Source organism: Paenibacillus sp. NPDC058174 (assembly GCF_042883865.1).
Lineage (GTDB): Bacteria > Bacillota > Bacilli > Paenibacillales > Paenibacillaceae > Pristimantibacillus.
This window is the reverse complement of sequence record NZ_JBHVUY010000004.1, coordinates 413811-430752: the sequence shown is the minus strand read 5'-3', so window position 1 is coordinate 430752 and position 16942 is coordinate 413811. Positions and strand designations below refer to the sequence as shown.

Genomic DNA, 16942 nt, shown 5'->3' with positions numbered 1-16942 from the left:
AACGAATGCAAGGCAACAGCGGAAGGAGAGATTTTCATGAATCTGCAACATAAAACAGCCATCATTACCGGGGCGGGCAAGGGAATCGGCAAAGCAACTGCCATAGCTCTTGCGAAGGAAGGCGTGCACCTTGGACTAATCGCAAGAACAGCTAAAGATCTAGAGATCCTTCAAGCTGAGCTTGTACAGGAGTATGGCGTTCAAGTCCACATTGCAACTGCTGATGTTGGCCATATAGAGGAAGTAAATGCAGCTGTGTCCCAGCTTATCGGTCACCTTGGCTCCATTGATATTCTAATTAACAACGCCGGAATTGCTCAATTCCAGACACTTCTCGATATGGAGCCTGGACAGTGGGAGCAAATCATTCAAACCAACCTGATGGGCACCTATTACGTGACCCGTGCAGCGCTTCCGACGATGATCGAGAAGAAAAGCGGCAGTATCATTAACATTGCTTCCACAGCGGGCGAGCGAGGTTTCGCTACAGGCTCCGCCTACGTTGCCTCTAAGTTTGCCATTATGGGATTAACCGAATCTCTTCTCCAAGAGGTTCGTAAATTCAATATCCGTGTGACTGCTCTTACACCAAGCACAGTGAATACGGATCTTGCCGCGCAGGCCGGGCTGAAAATTGGCGATGAGGATCGCATGATGCAATCCGAGGATGTGGCGGAGCTGATTATCGCAGCGCTTAAGCTGCCAGAGCGCGTGTTTATTAAAACAGCGGGCATTTGGACGACAAACCCGCAATAAGATGAAATCCCCTCCGGTTGTGATGGAGGGGATTTCTTTTATAGATTGCCATTGCAGCTCTTTATTTGCTAAGAAGCTTTTGAACAATAAATTGCATGATTAAGACTAATAATGTCCCGATTAAAAACGTATAAACGTTTATAAATACTGTATTCGTATATTGATTAATTAAGCCATAGCCCTCTAAACGGCCATCGATCATTTTATAAACGCTGATTGCGTAGTTAAATTGTAAATAGATAAATATTAGCAGCAAGCAAAACAAGGTGAAGAGATACGTGACGCCTCTAACTTTTAACAAGCTTCTTGTGTAACCAATATAGATTATCGAATAAATGAAAAATAAGAAAAGCGGTATCTCAATATACCATAATATTAACCCCGGATTTCCATTGCCGGAAATTGCTTTGGCCGGGGCCAATTCCATTGTAAAAACGTCAACCAGATAAATCATCAACAAATTAAGTAACAATAATAGCAATGAAGTTATCTCGGCCGCTTTCATTTTCATATTCGATGCTCCTTCCCTCACACACACTCAAAGATCGATAACGCCAATATACAATTGCTTCCGATCTGATGGCAGTGAGAAGAGCACGAAGAGACGAGAGCTGTCAGGCGACCATCGGCACAGACTGATGTACATATAATCCTCCGTCAACAGCTTCGTACCATTTCCATCATCATTAGCTGTAGCGATTCTAGTCCCTGTGACGAGGTCATCCACACTTTCTCCTATCGCGCCAAGCAAATAGGCTAGCTGACTGCCGTCCGGAGAGGGCTGAATTTGCGAGGGACCAAACCGGCCGCTCCCCTTTTCACCTGTATAATAGTGAATTCTTTCCGTTGAACGGTCTGATGTTTCCTTATTCAAACGTGAGTACTCATCCAGATCGGCAGGCCATGCAACCTCGGATATAACCTGACCCTCCGAGCCATACAAGCTGAACTTTCCTTCATTGCTAACGAATAGCCGTCTGGATACTGGCTCGACAAAGCTGTTCAAATATTCATATTCGTAAGAATTGACGATTTGCCGCTCCTTGCCGCTTTCTAAATTTACAATTTTCAAAGCGACAACATCGTCAAAGCCGTTATGCGCTACAAGAGATACGCCAGGCTCCAGCCACTCGATTGTTCCCCAGTATGCTTTGGCAAAAGGCAAAATGCTGGATTTACCGGAAGCGACATCGTAAAGGGCAAGCTCATAATAAGGGCCAGCTCCATCGCCAATTTGTTCTCCCGTATCATGTAAATAAACAAAACCCGAGGAATCTGGCAGCCATAGAGGCTGGGAATCCTTCGCTCCAGTTCTCCACTGCTCGATTGCTCCTGTAGGCGTAATAAGGCTCCCGATGTTATCACCACTATAGCTGACCGCCCATTGGCCATCCGGACTTGCATAGCGGGTGCCAGCCTGTGATTCAATTACACCACTCGCCAGCTTGTATGTTCGATTCACCGATTGTTCAGCATCATAGGTATCCCATTCCACATGTTCATTAACCAAACGCAAACTATACTTGTTTATTGATTCCCCGCCGCTTTCCCATACAACGGTCGACAAGCCGGATTGCATATTCATACGGATAAGCTTTGCGGACTCCGAAGTGCGGCTACTCGCCAACAATACAACTTCTTCTGGGCTGACAGCAATCATATTCTCATAGTCGTATTCATCTGAAGGAAGCTTTACTGCATTAGCATAGTTGCGTTGCAGAAAGGCATCTGTCACTGCATCCGATTCCGCCCTTTCTTCTGGAGCAGCTAAAGGAACAACAGAAGACGTGGCGTAAGGTACCGGTTGCTGTTCCGGCGGATACGAATTGTCCTTACAAGAAATTATTGTACCTGCAAGCACTATGATGAATGCTGCCTTCAGTAATTTATTTATCAAGCATCCTCACCCCATCGATTAACAAATACTTACATAATCGTAGACGCTTGGAATGCATAGATGTTGCACGCCCTAACACTTATTTCCCCACCAAACTAGCCGTAACGACCGTTTGCCGCTTGTCATTGTTGCTGACTTTGACCTTGATGACCTTCTTGGTCTGATTGCCCTGCCGGTCTGTGATGATGATTGTAATCTCATCCTCCCTAAGCTTCTCTGGATAACCTTCCAACTGAATATGCCCGATACCATCATTACCGGCAGCCAGCTCCGTTTTTTCTTCTACACTCAGATCTGCTGGCTCTTGTCCCACTCCCAGAAAATGCGAGTAGTTATCTTGTACGGCCCATTTGTGCATATTCCATGCAGTCCAGCGGTACCAAATGTCCCCGTAGTCTGTGAATGTATCGTCAAAAGTCATCGTCATCTTCTTATCATACAGAAGACCGAAATCCGCTATCGAAACTTGCCGCTCTTCATCGAATTTCTGATAATATTCGATATTCCAATACTTCTCATGCTGCGTCTTCGTCCAGTCTACAGCGTAAAGGTACTCATTCTTAGCAGACAATTCAATTTTTGCAATATCCTTGCCATCGATATAAAATTCCAGGCCAGGCCGGGCATCGACGTAGCTTACCGTTGTGGCGTCCTCGCCAGACTTGTTCTCATTATCCAGCAATTTGAACACAGGCCCGTCTGCCCCGATTTTCACGTTAATGGCATAGACCGTAGCTCCTCCTCCAAAGGGAATACTTATAAAAATGACTATTGCAATCCATATAATACAGACGGCTGATAACGCCCATCTTATGCGCCGCCTTCTTGGGAGCTTCGCTTGCACTACCGGCTGCTTCCCATTCAAAATATGCGTCTTCATTCTCTCCTTTTGTTCCTCATCAGGCGTCATACTTTCAAATAATGAACCTAACTCCTCTCTATTCATACAGATCATCTCCTATCTCCAATTTGAGTCGCTTTCTCCCATTTCTCATCTGCGTTTTCACCGTGATAATATTCAGCTTCAGCATGTTAGCAATCTCAGCTACCTTGTAACCTTCGTAATAATGAAGATACAAAATTAACCTGTATGTAGAAGGAAGCTTACGAAGTTTGTCTGCCAGATCGTGACTTAAAGCTGTGTCCAAGCCTGTCTGTTCAATTGAATAAGCATCTAGATCAACGACTTTTTTCCTCCACCATTTACGCAGCAAATCACGACAATGATTCTGTGCAGTAACAATTAACCATGCTTTCTCATGTTCGGTATCAGCAAATAACTTGCCGTTCTCCATCAGCTTTATAAAAACAGATTGGACCGCATCCTCCGCGTCCTGTTTGTTCCCCATAAGCGAGAAGCATACCCGATACACGACATTAACGTGACGATCGTATACGGCATTAATTGTATGGTCTGCTTGCGTGGTTAACTTCTTATCTTCAGATCGTTTTTGCATGAATATCAAGGACACTATCACCTGCCTTCTCCCCCCTTTCCTTCATAACACGATAAAAGGGAGCAAATGGTTTTCTTAACCCTAAATATTCCCCCAGAAAGCTGGTTGCTTTGGGTTATATTGTAGATGATACTTCCAAAAAAGAAACAAAAGGCAAGGATTTACCCTTAAGGTAACCCTTGCCCTTCGTTTTTTCTCAATAGGCCCTAACACTTGGTTTGAAAATTCGCTTTCCCTTCCAAGACCGCATACAGAAATTGCTTCGACTTCTTCAATCGCTTCTGAACCTCTTCGATTTCTTTAATTTTCTGCTCAACCATTTTTTTCTTAACCTCGTAGGATAAATTCAGCTCCTGATTGACCAGCAAGCTCAACTCCTCTATAGAAAAGTCCACGGATAACAGTGCCTTCACATCGTTCAGAAACTCAATAACCTCTTCCGAGTAAACGCGATAATTGTTGGCATCCCTTTGCACAAATAGGTCCGGAATCAGATTCTTGCGCTCATAAAATCGTAACGTCGATATAGGCAAACCCGTTAATTTGGAAACGTCATTTATTCTCATCCTGCAGCCTCTCTTCGTCCGCTTGCTATAAACTTAAGTTTATAGTTCATAATGCAAATATGATAACGAACGACATATGCAATGTCAAAAAATTTAATGTTATCAAAAGGAGAGATTCAATTGTTTAACCATATTCAAAATAATGATTTTACCAGCATCGTCAAAGGCCGGCGTTCTGTACGCCACTATGATGAGAACGTTATAATATCGAGGGAAGAGCTCACCGAAATCATTGCGGAAGCCAGCCTGGCTCCTTCCTCTGCAAATATGCAGCCTTGGCGTGTGGTCGTCGTGGATACTCCGGAAGGAAAAGAAAAGCTAAGACCGCTTGTCCGTTTCAACACCGAACAAAATGATACTTCGTCGGCCATGCTGCTCATTTTTGGCGATACGGACAGCTATTTAAATGTGGAGGATATTTACAATACAGCTGTGGAGCAAGGAAAAATGCCAGCTGAAGTAAGGGATCGTCAGGTCGGAACCATTCTATCGATGTATCCGACTCTCCCTAAAGAAGTGAAAGTTGAAGTGGCGAAAGTCGACAGCAGCCTTTTTGCCATGCAGCTTATGTTAGTTGCTCGTGCACATGGATATGATACGAATCCTATGGCAGGCTTTGAAGTGGATCAGGTAGCAAAGGCATTTGATCTTGATGAGGAACGGTATGCTCCTGTAATGATCATTTCAATAGGCAAAGCCAAAGTGGAAGGACATGAGTCCGTGCGGTTAAACGCGGATAGAATTACATTCTGGAAGTAACTATTTATCTGTTATCTAAACATTATTCTTACTAGAAATGCAGCCGTGTGAATTGTACCTTTTCTGATTAACCAGGTACGATTCATACGGCTGTTTTTCCGTCTCTCCCGCCCCGCTATCGAACATCTTAATTCTATGCAAAACACTAGTGCTAAAGCATTGGGTTTATGCTACGATGTCTGTGACTAGTAGTACGGAAGTTTTATTGCCATTGCGCAGAAGGGGATACCGATGCCCGAACCAGCCAACCATTCGCAGCAGCCCAAATCTAACGCTTCAAACGCTCCTGCCCAGCGTGCTTCCAGTGCGCCTGAATCAACAGCAGCGGGATTATCTTTAACGAACTTGAGACAAGGAAACATGTCCCCTGCTGAGATCATGCAGTTGCAGCGGGCTGTAGGCAACCAAGCTGTCAATCAGATGTATAGCAGCCGAAGCGCCTCCTCCTCGAGACCTCCTGTTCAGAGGCAAGGCATACGCGCAAGCAATCTTTTTCAATCGACGGAAACACCAGCCCGGTCGCCACAGCCTGATAGTGCAACTGCAGCACCTGCTGCACCGGCTCCCGTCAGAGAGATCCCTACGCCTCAAATACCAGGAGATTTGAAGGGAAAAGGCGGTTATTCGGAAGTGTACAGCTGGCTGAAGCAGCAGGCGCAAGCATCCAAGAAATCCGGATTATTCAGCTTCTTCGATTCCCTCCAGCCGGAGCAGAAGATGAGCGCTATCCGCTCCATGGCAGGCAATCCCCGGAATATCACCGTTGACGCCGTTAAGAAGTCGATGATGACCGGGATTTTCACCAAGTCGGTCGATTGGGACAAGTTCTCGGTCATTAGCCGTGAGACGAAGAAAATGGATACGAGGAACTACAACGCCGACCAGGATCGCGATTACGCCAGCTATACGGCGACTGGCACATCAGCAGCGGCAGGCGGCGTCTCCGGCTCAGCCACAATCAGCAAAACACTGGGAGCTAGCGGCGCAGCGGGTACGGCACTTGTTGCCGCTCCAATAGCTGGAGGCCTGAGCGGTTTTGCATCCGTTTCGCAGATCTATAACGCTACGCAGAACTATGATGGCGCACTCAGTACAGCTGGCAAGGCAAGTCTTGTCGCTGGAGAAGGAGCGAGCGGTGCAGCCGATCTTGCGAGATTCACCGCAGGCTCGGTTAATGGTGTACGGGAAGCAGCCGGCATGGCTGTGAATGGCGCTGCTACCGTTGCGGCAGGCGCAGGCGCTATTGTAGGCGGGGCAGCCTATATGGTCGGCGGCGCAGCCGGATATGTCGAGAGCGGCCGCAATGCGAAGAAGCTCGGTCAGCTCGAGCAGCAGCTTGGCGAACGTGCCGGCGAGGCGGAGACTGATCAGAAGCTGCTGGCAGCCAGTCTCGGACGTTCGACGCAAGAAATGAACAAGTCAAAAAGCGGGATGACAGCGGTAAAAGGCGCAATGATGATCGCTGGCGGAGCCGTTCTCATTGCCGCAGCCGCTTCCCCGGCAGGACCTATTCTTCTAGCGCTTGCCGCCATTCTGGGCGGTGTCGCGGCCATTGTGAAGTTCTACAGAAAGTACAAACGGAAAGAAGCATTCGTCGACAAGGCGCTCAAAGTCGAGGAAGCGATGGCTTTGCCTGCAAACAAAGACATCCCTAAGGATCAAGTCCGGCAAGCGCTGCTGGAGAAAAACGGCTTTAATAGTGTGGGGCAATGCTATACTCAGCTCGTTACCGATCTGGCGGGCATGTTGTTCGAAAGCGGCGTGAAGGGCGATGATGCGGAGAGCCGCCAAATTATTGAAGGTATCGGCTTGAAGATCGACAAGGCGAAGCAGAAACCGGGCAAAGACTTGATCGCCAAAAAACTGCATACATAAAGGAGCATCGCCATGACAGACTCATCATCATTCGCTTACGCAGTCCTCACCAGATTATTCGATTATTACACCAAGCATCAGATGGCTGTGAAGCTGTCTGAGCCTGATGAAGCTGCCCCTTATTTTTCGCTTCTGATTGGATTCGATGAGATCGGCCCCCGCAACGATTCGCTCGTTGTTGAGATGAGCTTTATCCCGGGTTTAGAGGAGCTAGAGAAGGAAGGCGTCTATTTGCTCCAGACGTTCGCAGTCATACGGGAAACAACCGCGCCGGAGCAATTCAATTCACTGCTCCAAGCTTGCGCTAGCCTTAATCTCTCCCTCCCGGTTGGCGCATTTGGCGTACTGGAGGACGGCGGGGCGCTTTATTTCAAGCATAACGCGATGCTGAGGAACAATTGGCTGGACGATGAACAGGGACTGCTGCATCTCGACCGGACGAATGCGTTAATACTCCACCAGCTTCATCAATTTATTGATAGGCTTATTGCAGAAGCTTAAACAAGAAAACAGAGCAAGGAAGCTGCAGCCTCCTTGCTCTGTTGCTATTTTATAGACCCACGCATGTACTGTTTACTGTGCGGCTCCTTACTTGTTCGTGTACTCAATAATATCCTCTAAATTGTTCGAGCTTACGAGCAATTTCCTCGACTTCATTTTTACCAGTATATACTGATGATCCGTATGAAATTCCTCTTGCTCGTCCTTCCAGATTCCATAGGATACAGAATTGACTTTTAATCTTTGAACTTGCTCTAGAGTCAATGTTTTAGTTCCATTGACCATCAGCAATGTTTTTTGATTGGTTTGATAGTTCTCAATTGAAGTGACAGTAATGAAGAAGACCATAAAGCACGCAACGGTAATAATAAATAGATAGTTGAAATTGATAGATTTTTTCACATTTTCACCTACCTTCATCGCTTCTAACCCTGCTATAAAAATTAGCCCCTAATTAACGCATCGATTAAGTCTCGCTCATTCATGGATTTCGCGAGATCCATCAAACGTTCCTTTTGAGCATGAGTCAATGCCTCTAGACTAACATTGTATTTCGTGACCAGAAGCTTAATACTTTCCATATTTTCAGGGCTTGGATTCCACGAAGCAACCATATAGGCAGAGACGATTAATTCTTGTTTCGCATTTTTATCCGGTGCAATTTTTGGATAAGTGAATCGGATATTTTGTTCTGACTCATCCAGGAAAACAAGCTTCATTGTCTCACCTTCTGGATCGGCACCATGATTCAGCATCCACTCTAACCACTCAGGCTTACTTTCGGTGATGGCATAATAAGCATCCAGATTATCTGCAACGGCTCCGTACTCGTATAATAATTCGGCAATTTCAAACGAGGCTGGCGTCTGTATGATGTAGCTTTTCCCCGTATGATCTCTCCGAATAACCTTCTCTTTCCCCACATGCGCCCAAGATAAATAAGAGAAATTGGAGTAGTACTCCGGTATTTTGCTAAAATCAATTGTTCCTTCCTCCAACATTACGCTTACTAACTCGGTTTGCCTGCCCACTACTGCCTCAATAAAATGCTTATTGGCATCTGCACCAGAAGCCAGCGTTTCACTAGCCCAGGATGCGTCCTTTTGATACAAAATGACTTGTTGCAAAGCGTATGTAGGATCTAGCCCCTCTTCCAGCAGAAAAATAAACTTAGAAAGATCATCTCTCTTAATCGCCTCCTGTAATTGAGGGAAAAAGTCCAACAGTGTAAGCACAGAATTTTTATTATCCCATTTCACACCCACGTTAAAAAACGTCTTCAATATGTTCGCAGGCACATAGAGAGAGCCATTCACTGATGTTGCAGCTTGATTCAGCTTAACTGTATTTCCATCAAACTTCGCCCATACATTATTAACTTTCATGGCCAGCTTATGATTCTGCTTATTTATCGTTATCGTTTTCCGTTCGTCACTTAACGTAAATTGAGCACCAACAAGGCGAAGAACATTTAATGGAATATACATCGTGCCCTTTTGCAAAACTAGATCCGGCTTTTGTTCGATTTTCTTTTCATTAACCACAAGCACTATTTGTTTCTCGGGCTGTTTGACAACAGCTGCAGAAGATAAAGAAGCATTTGATAAAAGCAATACCAGGATAAGCATCAGACCCATAATGCGTTTCATAAATTTATATCTCTCCTTGATAGCGATACTCTTTTTTCTCTCTTATAAACAATCATATATTATTTCTTACAATATGTAACTCCTTTTCCTCTTGGACTCCAATTACAGCAGGAAAGGGCCGGCTTTCTCCGCTGCGGAGATTCCGGCCCTTTCAACATTCCAATGGTCATGGGAGCTACCATCCCCATTCTGCATCCAGCCACTACAATCCTCGCGGCTCGTTTAATGAGATTTGCCCCTTTTTATAAACGATATCGGAGATAAACTCGCTCTCCCCTATTTGAAAATTCACAAAGCTATCCATGCCGGACAAGGTCGCTGCGAACAGTGATAGACTGCCATCTGCATTATTCGCGAATAGCAAATCCTCATTCGGATGCACATAGTTAAAGTTTACAACCTCTTTGGCTGCCGGATCGAAATAGGCCGCATGCGAGCGATGAAGCCCGGAGCCCCATGAATAGGTAAAATACAGCTCTGACATGCCGTCGCCGTTAAGATCAGCGAGCGACATGCTCGTTACGCCAAAGCCGCCGAACCACTCGCCGAGCGGATAGACAACACCTTCATATAACAGGAACGAGGCGGCTGATTTATCATATTTAAAAATCATATAATCGGAGTTTTCCCCGATAAAATCCGGCGTTATGTTATAACAGGTATCGTTGTCATAACCCGTCTCGTAGTTCTTTTGCAGCGCCAGAAAAGCATCCACCTTACTCGAGGTTCCAGCAATCGTCAACGGTTCTCCAGCTGCGTTGCCCTTCAGCTTATCGATCTTATAGATGCTCCAGAAATAGCGGCTCTTCTGCGTATTGACGCTGTCCGCATGCAGTGTTGCCAGCCAAATCTCATCATCGAGAAGATACAGCCGATAAGCCGGAGAAGCGGACGAATCGGTCAAGCTGTACTGATAGCGAGTCTTGTATGAAGCAATATCGGGAACGCCGATACCCTCGATCATAAAATCATTGTTGAATTGCTGCTCATCTATTGTTGTCCGCTTATAGGAGATCTCTGTTCTTTGCTGATTGCCAGCCCCGTTCGTTATGAGAAGCGTGTTCTCCGTCAACGTATAATATTCCTTATGCCCATCCATCGCAATAAAGGAGCTGAGCGGATTCATATAAATTTGCTTCTCAAAGCGGTATGTACCGTATAATCCCTCTGAACCCTCAGGCTCTTTAGTGGCGATTGGATTGGCGGAGCAAGCCGCTATAATAGCTATACAGGCTGCAGAAGATAGGACAGCTGCCCATCTTTTCGGCTCCTTAAAGTTAAGAATGTGGACGACACGCTCTCGGACGTTAGCCTCCCCGAATGCCACACCTGACGGGAAACGGCGGTTGGCTGCAAAAGCCAGCAGCGACGTACAGTACGCCTTCCTGTGGTCAGCACCTATCTTCGACAGCACCTTTTCATCGCAGCTCATTTCCATGTCTTTGCTCATCAGCACAAACGCCACCCAAACGAGCGGATTAAACCAGTGTATGGCGAGAATTAGAAACATGACCGGTTTGATCAAATGATCCTTTCGGGTCAAATGGTATTCTTCATGCTGCAGCACATAGCTGCGCTCCTGATCACTGAGACCAAATGGCATATAAATTATAGGTTTAATCAAGCCCAAAACGAAGGGCGAGCTGATGCGGTCGGATTCGAACAGATGACGGTCCAGCCGGACTGCTGTAGCCATTCGGCGCTTCAAACGGAAGTATGCAATCAGACTATAGATGAGCATCGCAGAGACGCCAAGACCCCATATGGTCGTTCCAATCGCTATCCATATTTGCATGGGATTCACGCTGGCCGCAGGCGGTGCTGCCGGCAGCCTGTCACTAACAAAGGCATTTACAGTCGGAATCCCCACCGTAACCTTCGGAGAATCCGTATATCCGATATCGGCTGGAACATAGCTGAGCGACACGTCACTGCTCTTTTGCGCCGTTGTCATATCGAAAGGATTCATATTGAAGAGGCTAAGGTCGGAGGAATAGGACACTGGACAGACCAGCCGAAACAACACTACAGCCCATAACAAATAAGAATATTTCTTTGGCGCGCGCCGAAGCAGCAGGCGGAAGAGAAGTATAGCAGCAATCACATAGGTTCCCGTTATGCTCATGTTGACTACCTTCAAAAAGAGCGATTCCACACTCATTCCTCCTTGTGCGCATCAATCAAACGCTTCAACTCGTCCGCTTCCTTAGCAGAAATCGTTTTGTTGCCGAAAAAAGAAACGAGAAACTGCGGCAGCGAGCCCTCAAAGGCACGCTCTATAAAATGCTCGCTCTCATACGCTTGCACCTGCTCTTTGGGAATGATCGCTTCCACAATCGTATCCTCGTTTTTAACGAGCCCTTTTTCGCACATTTTCCGCAGCACGGTGTAGGTGGTAGGCTTCTTCCAGCCAAGCTTGTCAGCGCATAGCGTTACGAGTTGCCCGGATGCCAACGGTTCATTCTCCCACACCACCAGCATAAAACGGTAGTCGCTTTCGCAAAGCTTCAAATTGTTCATCATCATTCGCTGCTCCTAACGGTTTATGATTATAAACCAACAGATTTAGTTTATAACTATAAACCAGCAATTGTCAATCGAACGAACAGCATCCTATTCCAGCACCTGACAAAAAAAAGCCTGAACCCGGTACAAACCAGATTCAGACCTTATATTGGGATATGATTATACGTTAGCCACATACTCGAAAGTAATTTCATCGTATTGATCGGCAGCATCTTGAAAAACTTCCACGATGCCAGAGTAGCTGTCGTGCTGCTCCGAATCCACGACCCATCTTATATTCAGCGGCAATGGCAAATGTCCGGTAACACAATCCCACAATGCGTCGAGGTTCCCGCCGTACCATTCAGGCAAGTCCAGCTTCTGCTTCAACCAGTCATGAACGTTCTGGAAGCGCTCGGCTTCTGACTGCTTCAGTTCGATAATCTTGCTCATTCTCGGATACTCCCTTTCTTCGTAATATCCGTAAACGACTTGTAATGGTCCGTTGTCATATAGATCAGACCATCATTGGAGTAGAGAATCCGGTCCGCTCCGCGCGTCCCCTTCTTATAATTGATATCGGCTTCGTACCATATCCGATTCTTCTCCTTCGGCAGCAGCCCTTCCCGATTGCCGAAGCGGTCGCCTCCGATGCTTTTGCCCGGCGCTGCCTGATTCAGATTCCCTTTGGATGCGACCCAGCCAAGCTGCTCTGCTTCCTTTTTCGTAATAAAATTGTCCGGAAGCTTGTGATGCTGCCGGATATAATCCGACACTTCCTTAAAGCTTGTAAGCGGTGCTTTTGACTGCGATTGCTGCTGCTGTTGTTGCTTTTGCCCCGTGTCAGCAGAGCTGCTTGCCGTTGGCGGGTTTATTTCATTCAGCGTTAAATTACCGCAGCCAGCCATTACTACCGCCAGCATAACAATCATTGCTGCCAGCAATGCACGTGACCAGTTGCCCATTTGCTTCATACTTGCACCAAACATCAAATTTCCCCATTTCTCATAAAACTAGCATTGCACATTCAGCACGCACACTTGCGCCAATGTTCTTTATTAATCACCCTAACCATACACCGCATAAAAAATACACCGCCAAGAGCGCTCAGCGATGTATTTAACAGGAGCAGCGGCTAGGCCTATTTTCTACCCAAGGCTTTGCATCGACCAGGCTTCTACATCCCAAATCTTCGTTACCCAATCCTCATAAAACTCAGGCTCGTGAGAGACGAGTACGACTGTGCCCTTGTAAGCTTTCAGCGCACGCTTCAGCTCCGCTTTGGCAACGACGTCCAAATGGTTTGTCGGCTCATCGAACAGGATCCAGTTGCTTTCCCGCATCATTAATTTGCACAGGCGCACCTTCGCCTGCTCCCCGCCGCTGAGCTGGTTCAAAGCTCGTGTAATATGCTCATTTTTGAGACCGCAGCGGGCCAGAGCACCCCGCACCTCATGCTGGCTCATGAAGGAGAACTCCTCCCATACGTCCTCTAGCGGAGTCATCGTCGGCGCCTTCGCCTCTTGTTCAAAGTAAGCAGGAGATAAATAATCGCCCAGATAGGTTTTGCCGTCCAGCGGAGGGATGACGCCAAGAATCGTCTTCAGCAGCGTGGATTTACCGACACCGTTGCAGCCGACAATTGCTATTTTATCACCGCGTTCGATAACCATATCCATCTTGGGAAGCAGCGGCCTGTTGTAGCCGATGACCATTCCCTCCGCTTCAAATACGGTCTTGCCGCTTGAGCGGGACTCCTTGAAGCTGAAGGTCGGCTTAGCCGCTTCCTCCGGCTTGTCAATGCGATCGATACGGTCGAGATGCTTCTCCCGGCTTTTTGCCCGGCCCGAAGTTGAGGCACGCGCTTTATTTTTCTGAATAAACTCTTCTTGCTTCTTAATATAATCCTGCTGCTTCTCGTAAGCATCGATATGCTGCGCTTTGTTCAATGCAGACATCTCCAGAAACTTATCGTAATTGGCTGTATAACGCGTCAGCCTCGTAAATTCCAGATGATAAATCACGTTCACGACCTGATTCATGAAGCCCGTCTCATGAGAAATCAGAACAAGCGCATACGGATAGTTTTTCAAATAATTGGTCAGCCAGTTGATATGCTCTTCATCCAAATAGTTGGTAGGCTCATCGAGCAACAAGACGCCCGGCTTCTCCAGCAGCAGCTTGGCTAGCAGCACCTTCGTCCGCTGTCCGCCGCTAAGTGCGGTGACATCCCGGTCAAGACCGATGGCATTAAGACCTAGACCATTAGCCATTTCCTCCACCTTCACGTCGATCAAGTAAAAGTCGCCAATCTCCAGTTCCTCTTGAATTTCTCCCATCCGCACCAGAAGCTGCTCCAGCGTATCCGGATCGGCATCGCCCATTTGCATCGTAATCTCGTTAAGCTCTTCTTCCAATACAAGCAGGGGTAAAAAAGCATCCTTCAAGACGTCCCGGATGGTTTTGCCCGCTTCAAGCTTCGTATGCTGATCCAGGTAGCCGTAACGAACACGAGGTGTCCATTCCACTTTGCCTTCGTCTTTCAACAGCTTCCCTGTCAAAATATTCATAAGCGTAGATTTGCCTGTACCATTCGCGCCAACCAGCCCGACATGCTCTCCGGCAAGTAAACGGAAGGATACATTTCGAAACAATACCCGATCGCCAAACGTATGCGATAATTGCTCAACAGTCAACAAACTCATTTTTCTATATCTCCATTCCTGTATGCGCCTCATTAAAAGGATAGATGGCTCAATTTGCTCGTATCATTGTACCATAAAAATGTTTATCCATTATTTAATCTATGTAAGTTTCCCTGGAATGCGAAAGGGGCTGCCTCTCCAGCCGCTTGCGCAGCCGGGAGACAACCCCTTACCTATTGCTTTAAGTATTACTGATGACTTGTCGGATGCTGTGCAGTTAACGGAATTTGACCCTTGAGCATCCGGTTGATGTCACCCGTCAGCCTCAAGTAGAAATCCGAGGATACCGCAACGCCATCGGCATTCAGCGTCAGGAAATATTGGTTGGCCGGAATCATCGAAGAATTCTCAGCCGCCTTAGCGATAGCTGTACCTTCATCGTACTCGTCGAACATGGCAACATAAGCCGTGTTAATGCCTAGGCTTTTCACGTTATACGCTTGACGCCACATGAAATCGCCGTGCAGCCGCGGAATTTGGTTCTGCGGACCGCCATGCAGGTTGTACCAAGAGAAGCCTGGCCACAGTACCGGCTGATAAGCGATGCCCAATTGATTCGTCATAGCCAAATCCTGCTGCATAAAATTGTTTTTGAAGTGATCCGCGCCAGCCTCGCCGCTGAAACGGCCCACATACCAAGGCGACAGCATGTCGAAGGACTGGTATACGCTCAAGAAGCCCGATTTGGAGTCTTCAACGCCCGTTCTCCAGTAAGTTGGCACGCCGCCAATTACGTAAACATTTTGATCCTTGAACCATTGAATAAGTCCAGCTGCCTCTGCCGCCGTACCCGGACGGTCCGTAAAGCCAATCCCCCAAATATTAACGACAATCTTCCCGTTCTGCTTCGCGTAAGCGGAAGAGGAAGTCAGGTTCATACCGCTCTGGATCTTGTTCGTCCAGTCATATTTGATATCGTTGACCCAGGTGCTAGCATTCATGCCTGAAGTGTCGTACATGACATAAAATTTGCGGCCATAGGTTTCCGCCGCATTTTTCACCTTAACCGCAACGCTGTCCCGGTTCGTACGCCAGTTGTCCGGCGATGTGCTTGCGCTTGCGCCAAAACGCTGCAAGGCTGCACCGTCAATGTTGTAGGTCTGCATCCATTCAAAATGCTTGTTGACCGTTTCCTGGTCATAGGACGAGAACAATTTTGCCTGCTGTCCGTTATTCAAGTTTTGCAGATTGGTCTGGTAAAGCTTCGAGTATTCTCTGAGGTCAGGATAGAGATCGAAATTGACGTTGCTGCCTGTACCTGGCGCAGAGCTGTTCTTGGACCAGTGGATCCAGCCTCCGTTCGGAGATCCGTCACCAGCAGCATTGAACCAGCCTTGGTACCCCGCAAACACTTTGCCTACAACATCTCCGCCAGTAGTCTGTGGTGTCGACGGATTAAAGCGGAACCAGTTGATGTTGAACAAATTGCCCGCTCCTCCTGTGAATTTCAGGAACAATGTCTGTACGCCAGTCGGGTTGCCGCTAACGGAGCAAGTCACTGTCGTCCAGTTCTGCCAGCCGCCTGTACCCGGTACCGTACAAGTAGCTGCAAGAGTACCCGTCAAGCTGCCCAAACGCACTTCAATGGCTCCACCGCTGGCATTGCTCGCCACTCGCGCATTGAAAGCGTTTGCACCAGTTCCGAAATCAACACCGTCAAATCGGAGATAATCACCATTATCGATAAACGCAACATTTTGCCCGCCCTCGCTCGAAGCCTCAAGCTGAATACCGGACTGTGCACTATAGCTGGACGCTGCAGTCTGCGTGAACGCCGATGCTGCCAGCGCGGATGACGGTTTTAATGCCATCGTCACCAGCAGCAATGCTACAATTAGCGCTGCGGCTAGCCATTTCTTATAGACTTGATTGTCAGATGCATGAATCATTTTTATTCCTCCTCGCTTTTAATAAGTGCATGCTTGCGTAGCGTAGCCTAATCTAGCTTGTCCTCCGTTTCCGAACGGCCGTCCGATTCTCCTTTCCTTGCAGACCCGATCTATTCGCCATTTTCTGACGAATTTCTTCAGCTGCCGCCCCAAAATCATACAAAATCTACGCGAGTGAGCCGACAACTGCCGGGAGCCTGTCATTATCATGTTCGTACATATTTCGCTAGAGGTATAGGAGACGATCTTGACTTTTACAGTCGAATAATATCCAGATTTTTGTATTTGAAGAAAAGAGTGCTGGAGCAGCGGCAGCGGATAAAACAAAGGCCGCTCCGCTTCTGAAAATCAGAGGCTGAACGGCCTTTGCTTCATCCTATGTA

At 47.2% G+C, this 16942-nt stretch carries 16 protein-coding genes; 4 read left to right on the top strand and 12 right to left on the bottom strand.

The window, feature by feature from the left end; all coding sequences use genetic code 11:
* The first annotated feature begins 36 nt into the window (after positions 1–36).
* Positions 37–756: a 3-ketoacyl-ACP reductase gene (locus ACFVVF_RS21135; RefSeq protein WP_387813930.1), complete on the top strand. Its 720-nt coding sequence runs from the start codon at positions 37–39 to the stop codon at positions 754–756.
* Between the two features lie 538 nt (positions 757–1294).
* On the opposite strand, the gene ACFVVF_RS21130 is transcribed toward ACFVVF_RS21135, so the two are convergent.
* The 4 genes from ACFVVF_RS21130 to ACFVVF_RS21115 all read right to left on the bottom strand — a co-directional run bounded on the left by ACFVVF_RS21130 (position 1295) and on the right by ACFVVF_RS21115 (position 4676).
* Positions 1295–2491 (bottom strand): TolB-like translocation protein, encoded by a 1197-nt coding sequence (locus ACFVVF_RS21130; protein ID WP_387813928.1) that lies wholly within the window; start codon positions 2489–2491, stop codon positions 1295–1297.
* A gap of 241 nt (positions 2492–2732) precedes the next feature.
* Entirely contained in the window at positions 2733–3599 is an 867-nt protein-coding gene (locus tag ACFVVF_RS21125; RefSeq protein WP_387813926.1) for a hypothetical protein, read from the bottom strand.
* Entirely contained in the window at positions 3592–4110 is a 519-nt protein-coding gene (locus ACFVVF_RS21120; RefSeq protein ID WP_387813924.1) for an RNA polymerase sigma factor, read from the bottom strand. The genes ACFVVF_RS21125 and ACFVVF_RS21120 overlap by 8 nt, the downstream gene beginning before the upstream one ends.
* A 206-nt stretch (positions 4111–4316) precedes the next feature.
* Entirely contained in the window at positions 4317–4676 is a 360-nt protein-coding gene (locus ACFVVF_RS21115; RefSeq protein ID WP_387813923.1) for a MerR family transcriptional regulator, read from the bottom strand.
* Positions 4677–4796: 120 nt separating this feature from the next.
* Here ACFVVF_RS21115 and ACFVVF_RS21110 point away from each other — a divergent pair, with 120 nt between their 5' ends.
* From ACFVVF_RS21110 to ACFVVF_RS21100, 3 genes are all read left to right on the top strand, one after another.
* A complete protein-coding gene (locus ACFVVF_RS21110) occupies positions 4797–5435 on the top strand; it encodes a nitroreductase family protein (RefSeq protein ID WP_387813920.1) in 639 nt (212 codons plus the stop codon).
* 231 nt (positions 5436–5666) lie between these two features.
* The gene (locus ACFVVF_RS21105; RefSeq protein ID WP_387813918.1) at positions 5667–7310 is read left to right on the top strand and encodes a phage tail family protein; all 1644 of its coding nucleotides are present in this window, start codon (positions 5667–5669) and stop codon (positions 7308–7310) included.
* A 12-nt stretch (positions 7311–7322) separates the two neighbouring features.
* Positions 7323–7811: a hypothetical protein gene (locus tag ACFVVF_RS21100; protein ID WP_387813916.1), complete on the top strand. Its 489-nt coding sequence runs from the start codon at positions 7323–7325 to the stop codon at positions 7809–7811.
* Between the two features lie 87 nt (positions 7812–7898).
* On the opposite strand, the gene ACFVVF_RS21095 is transcribed toward ACFVVF_RS21100, so the two are convergent.
* The 8 genes from ACFVVF_RS21095 to ACFVVF_RS21060 all read right to left on the bottom strand — a co-directional run bounded on the left by ACFVVF_RS21095 (position 7899) and on the right by ACFVVF_RS21060 (position 16559).
* A complete protein-coding gene (locus tag ACFVVF_RS21095; protein ID WP_387813914.1) occupies positions 7899–8231 on the bottom strand; it encodes a hypothetical protein in 333 nt (110 codons plus the stop codon).
* Between the two features lie 23 nt (positions 8232–8254).
* Positions 8255–9460, bottom strand: a complete 1206-nt coding sequence (locus ACFVVF_RS21090; RefSeq protein WP_387813912.1) for a copper amine oxidase N-terminal domain-containing protein — start codon at positions 9458–9460, stop codon at positions 8255–8257.
* 202 nt (positions 9461–9662) lie between these two features.
* A complete protein-coding gene (locus ACFVVF_RS21085) occupies positions 9663–11615 on the bottom strand; it encodes a M56 family metallopeptidase (RefSeq protein WP_387813910.1) in 1953 nt (650 codons plus the stop codon).
* A gap of 2 nt (positions 11616–11617) precedes the next feature.
* Positions 11618–11986: a BlaI/MecI/CopY family transcriptional regulator gene (locus ACFVVF_RS21080; protein ID WP_387813908.1), complete on the bottom strand. Its 369-nt coding sequence runs from the start codon at positions 11984–11986 to the stop codon at positions 11618–11620.
* A 159-nt stretch (positions 11987–12145) separates the two neighbouring features.
* The gene (locus tag ACFVVF_RS21075) at positions 12146–12418 is read right to left on the bottom strand and encodes a barstar family protein (protein ID WP_387813906.1); all 273 of its coding nucleotides are present in this window, start codon (positions 12416–12418) and stop codon (positions 12146–12148) included.
* Complete coding sequence (locus ACFVVF_RS21070; RefSeq protein ID WP_387813904.1) at positions 12415–12954, bottom strand: ribonuclease domain-containing protein; 540 nt, start codon at positions 12952–12954, stop codon at positions 12415–12417. Before ACFVVF_RS21070 ends, ACFVVF_RS21075 begins: the two co-directional genes overlap by 4 nt.
* A 159-nt stretch (positions 12955–13113) precedes the next feature.
* Positions 13114–14670 (bottom strand): ABC-F family ATP-binding cassette domain-containing protein, encoded by a 1557-nt coding sequence (locus tag ACFVVF_RS21065; RefSeq protein ID WP_387813902.1) that lies wholly within the window; start codon positions 14668–14670, stop codon positions 13114–13116.
* Between the two features lie 188 nt (positions 14671–14858).
* Positions 14859–16559 carry a carbohydrate-binding protein gene (locus ACFVVF_RS21060; protein WP_387813900.1) on the bottom strand — a complete coding sequence of 567 codons (1701 nt, stop codon included), beginning with the start codon at positions 16557–16559 and terminating at the stop codon, positions 14859–14861.
* Positions 16560–16942 lie beyond the last annotated feature (383 nt).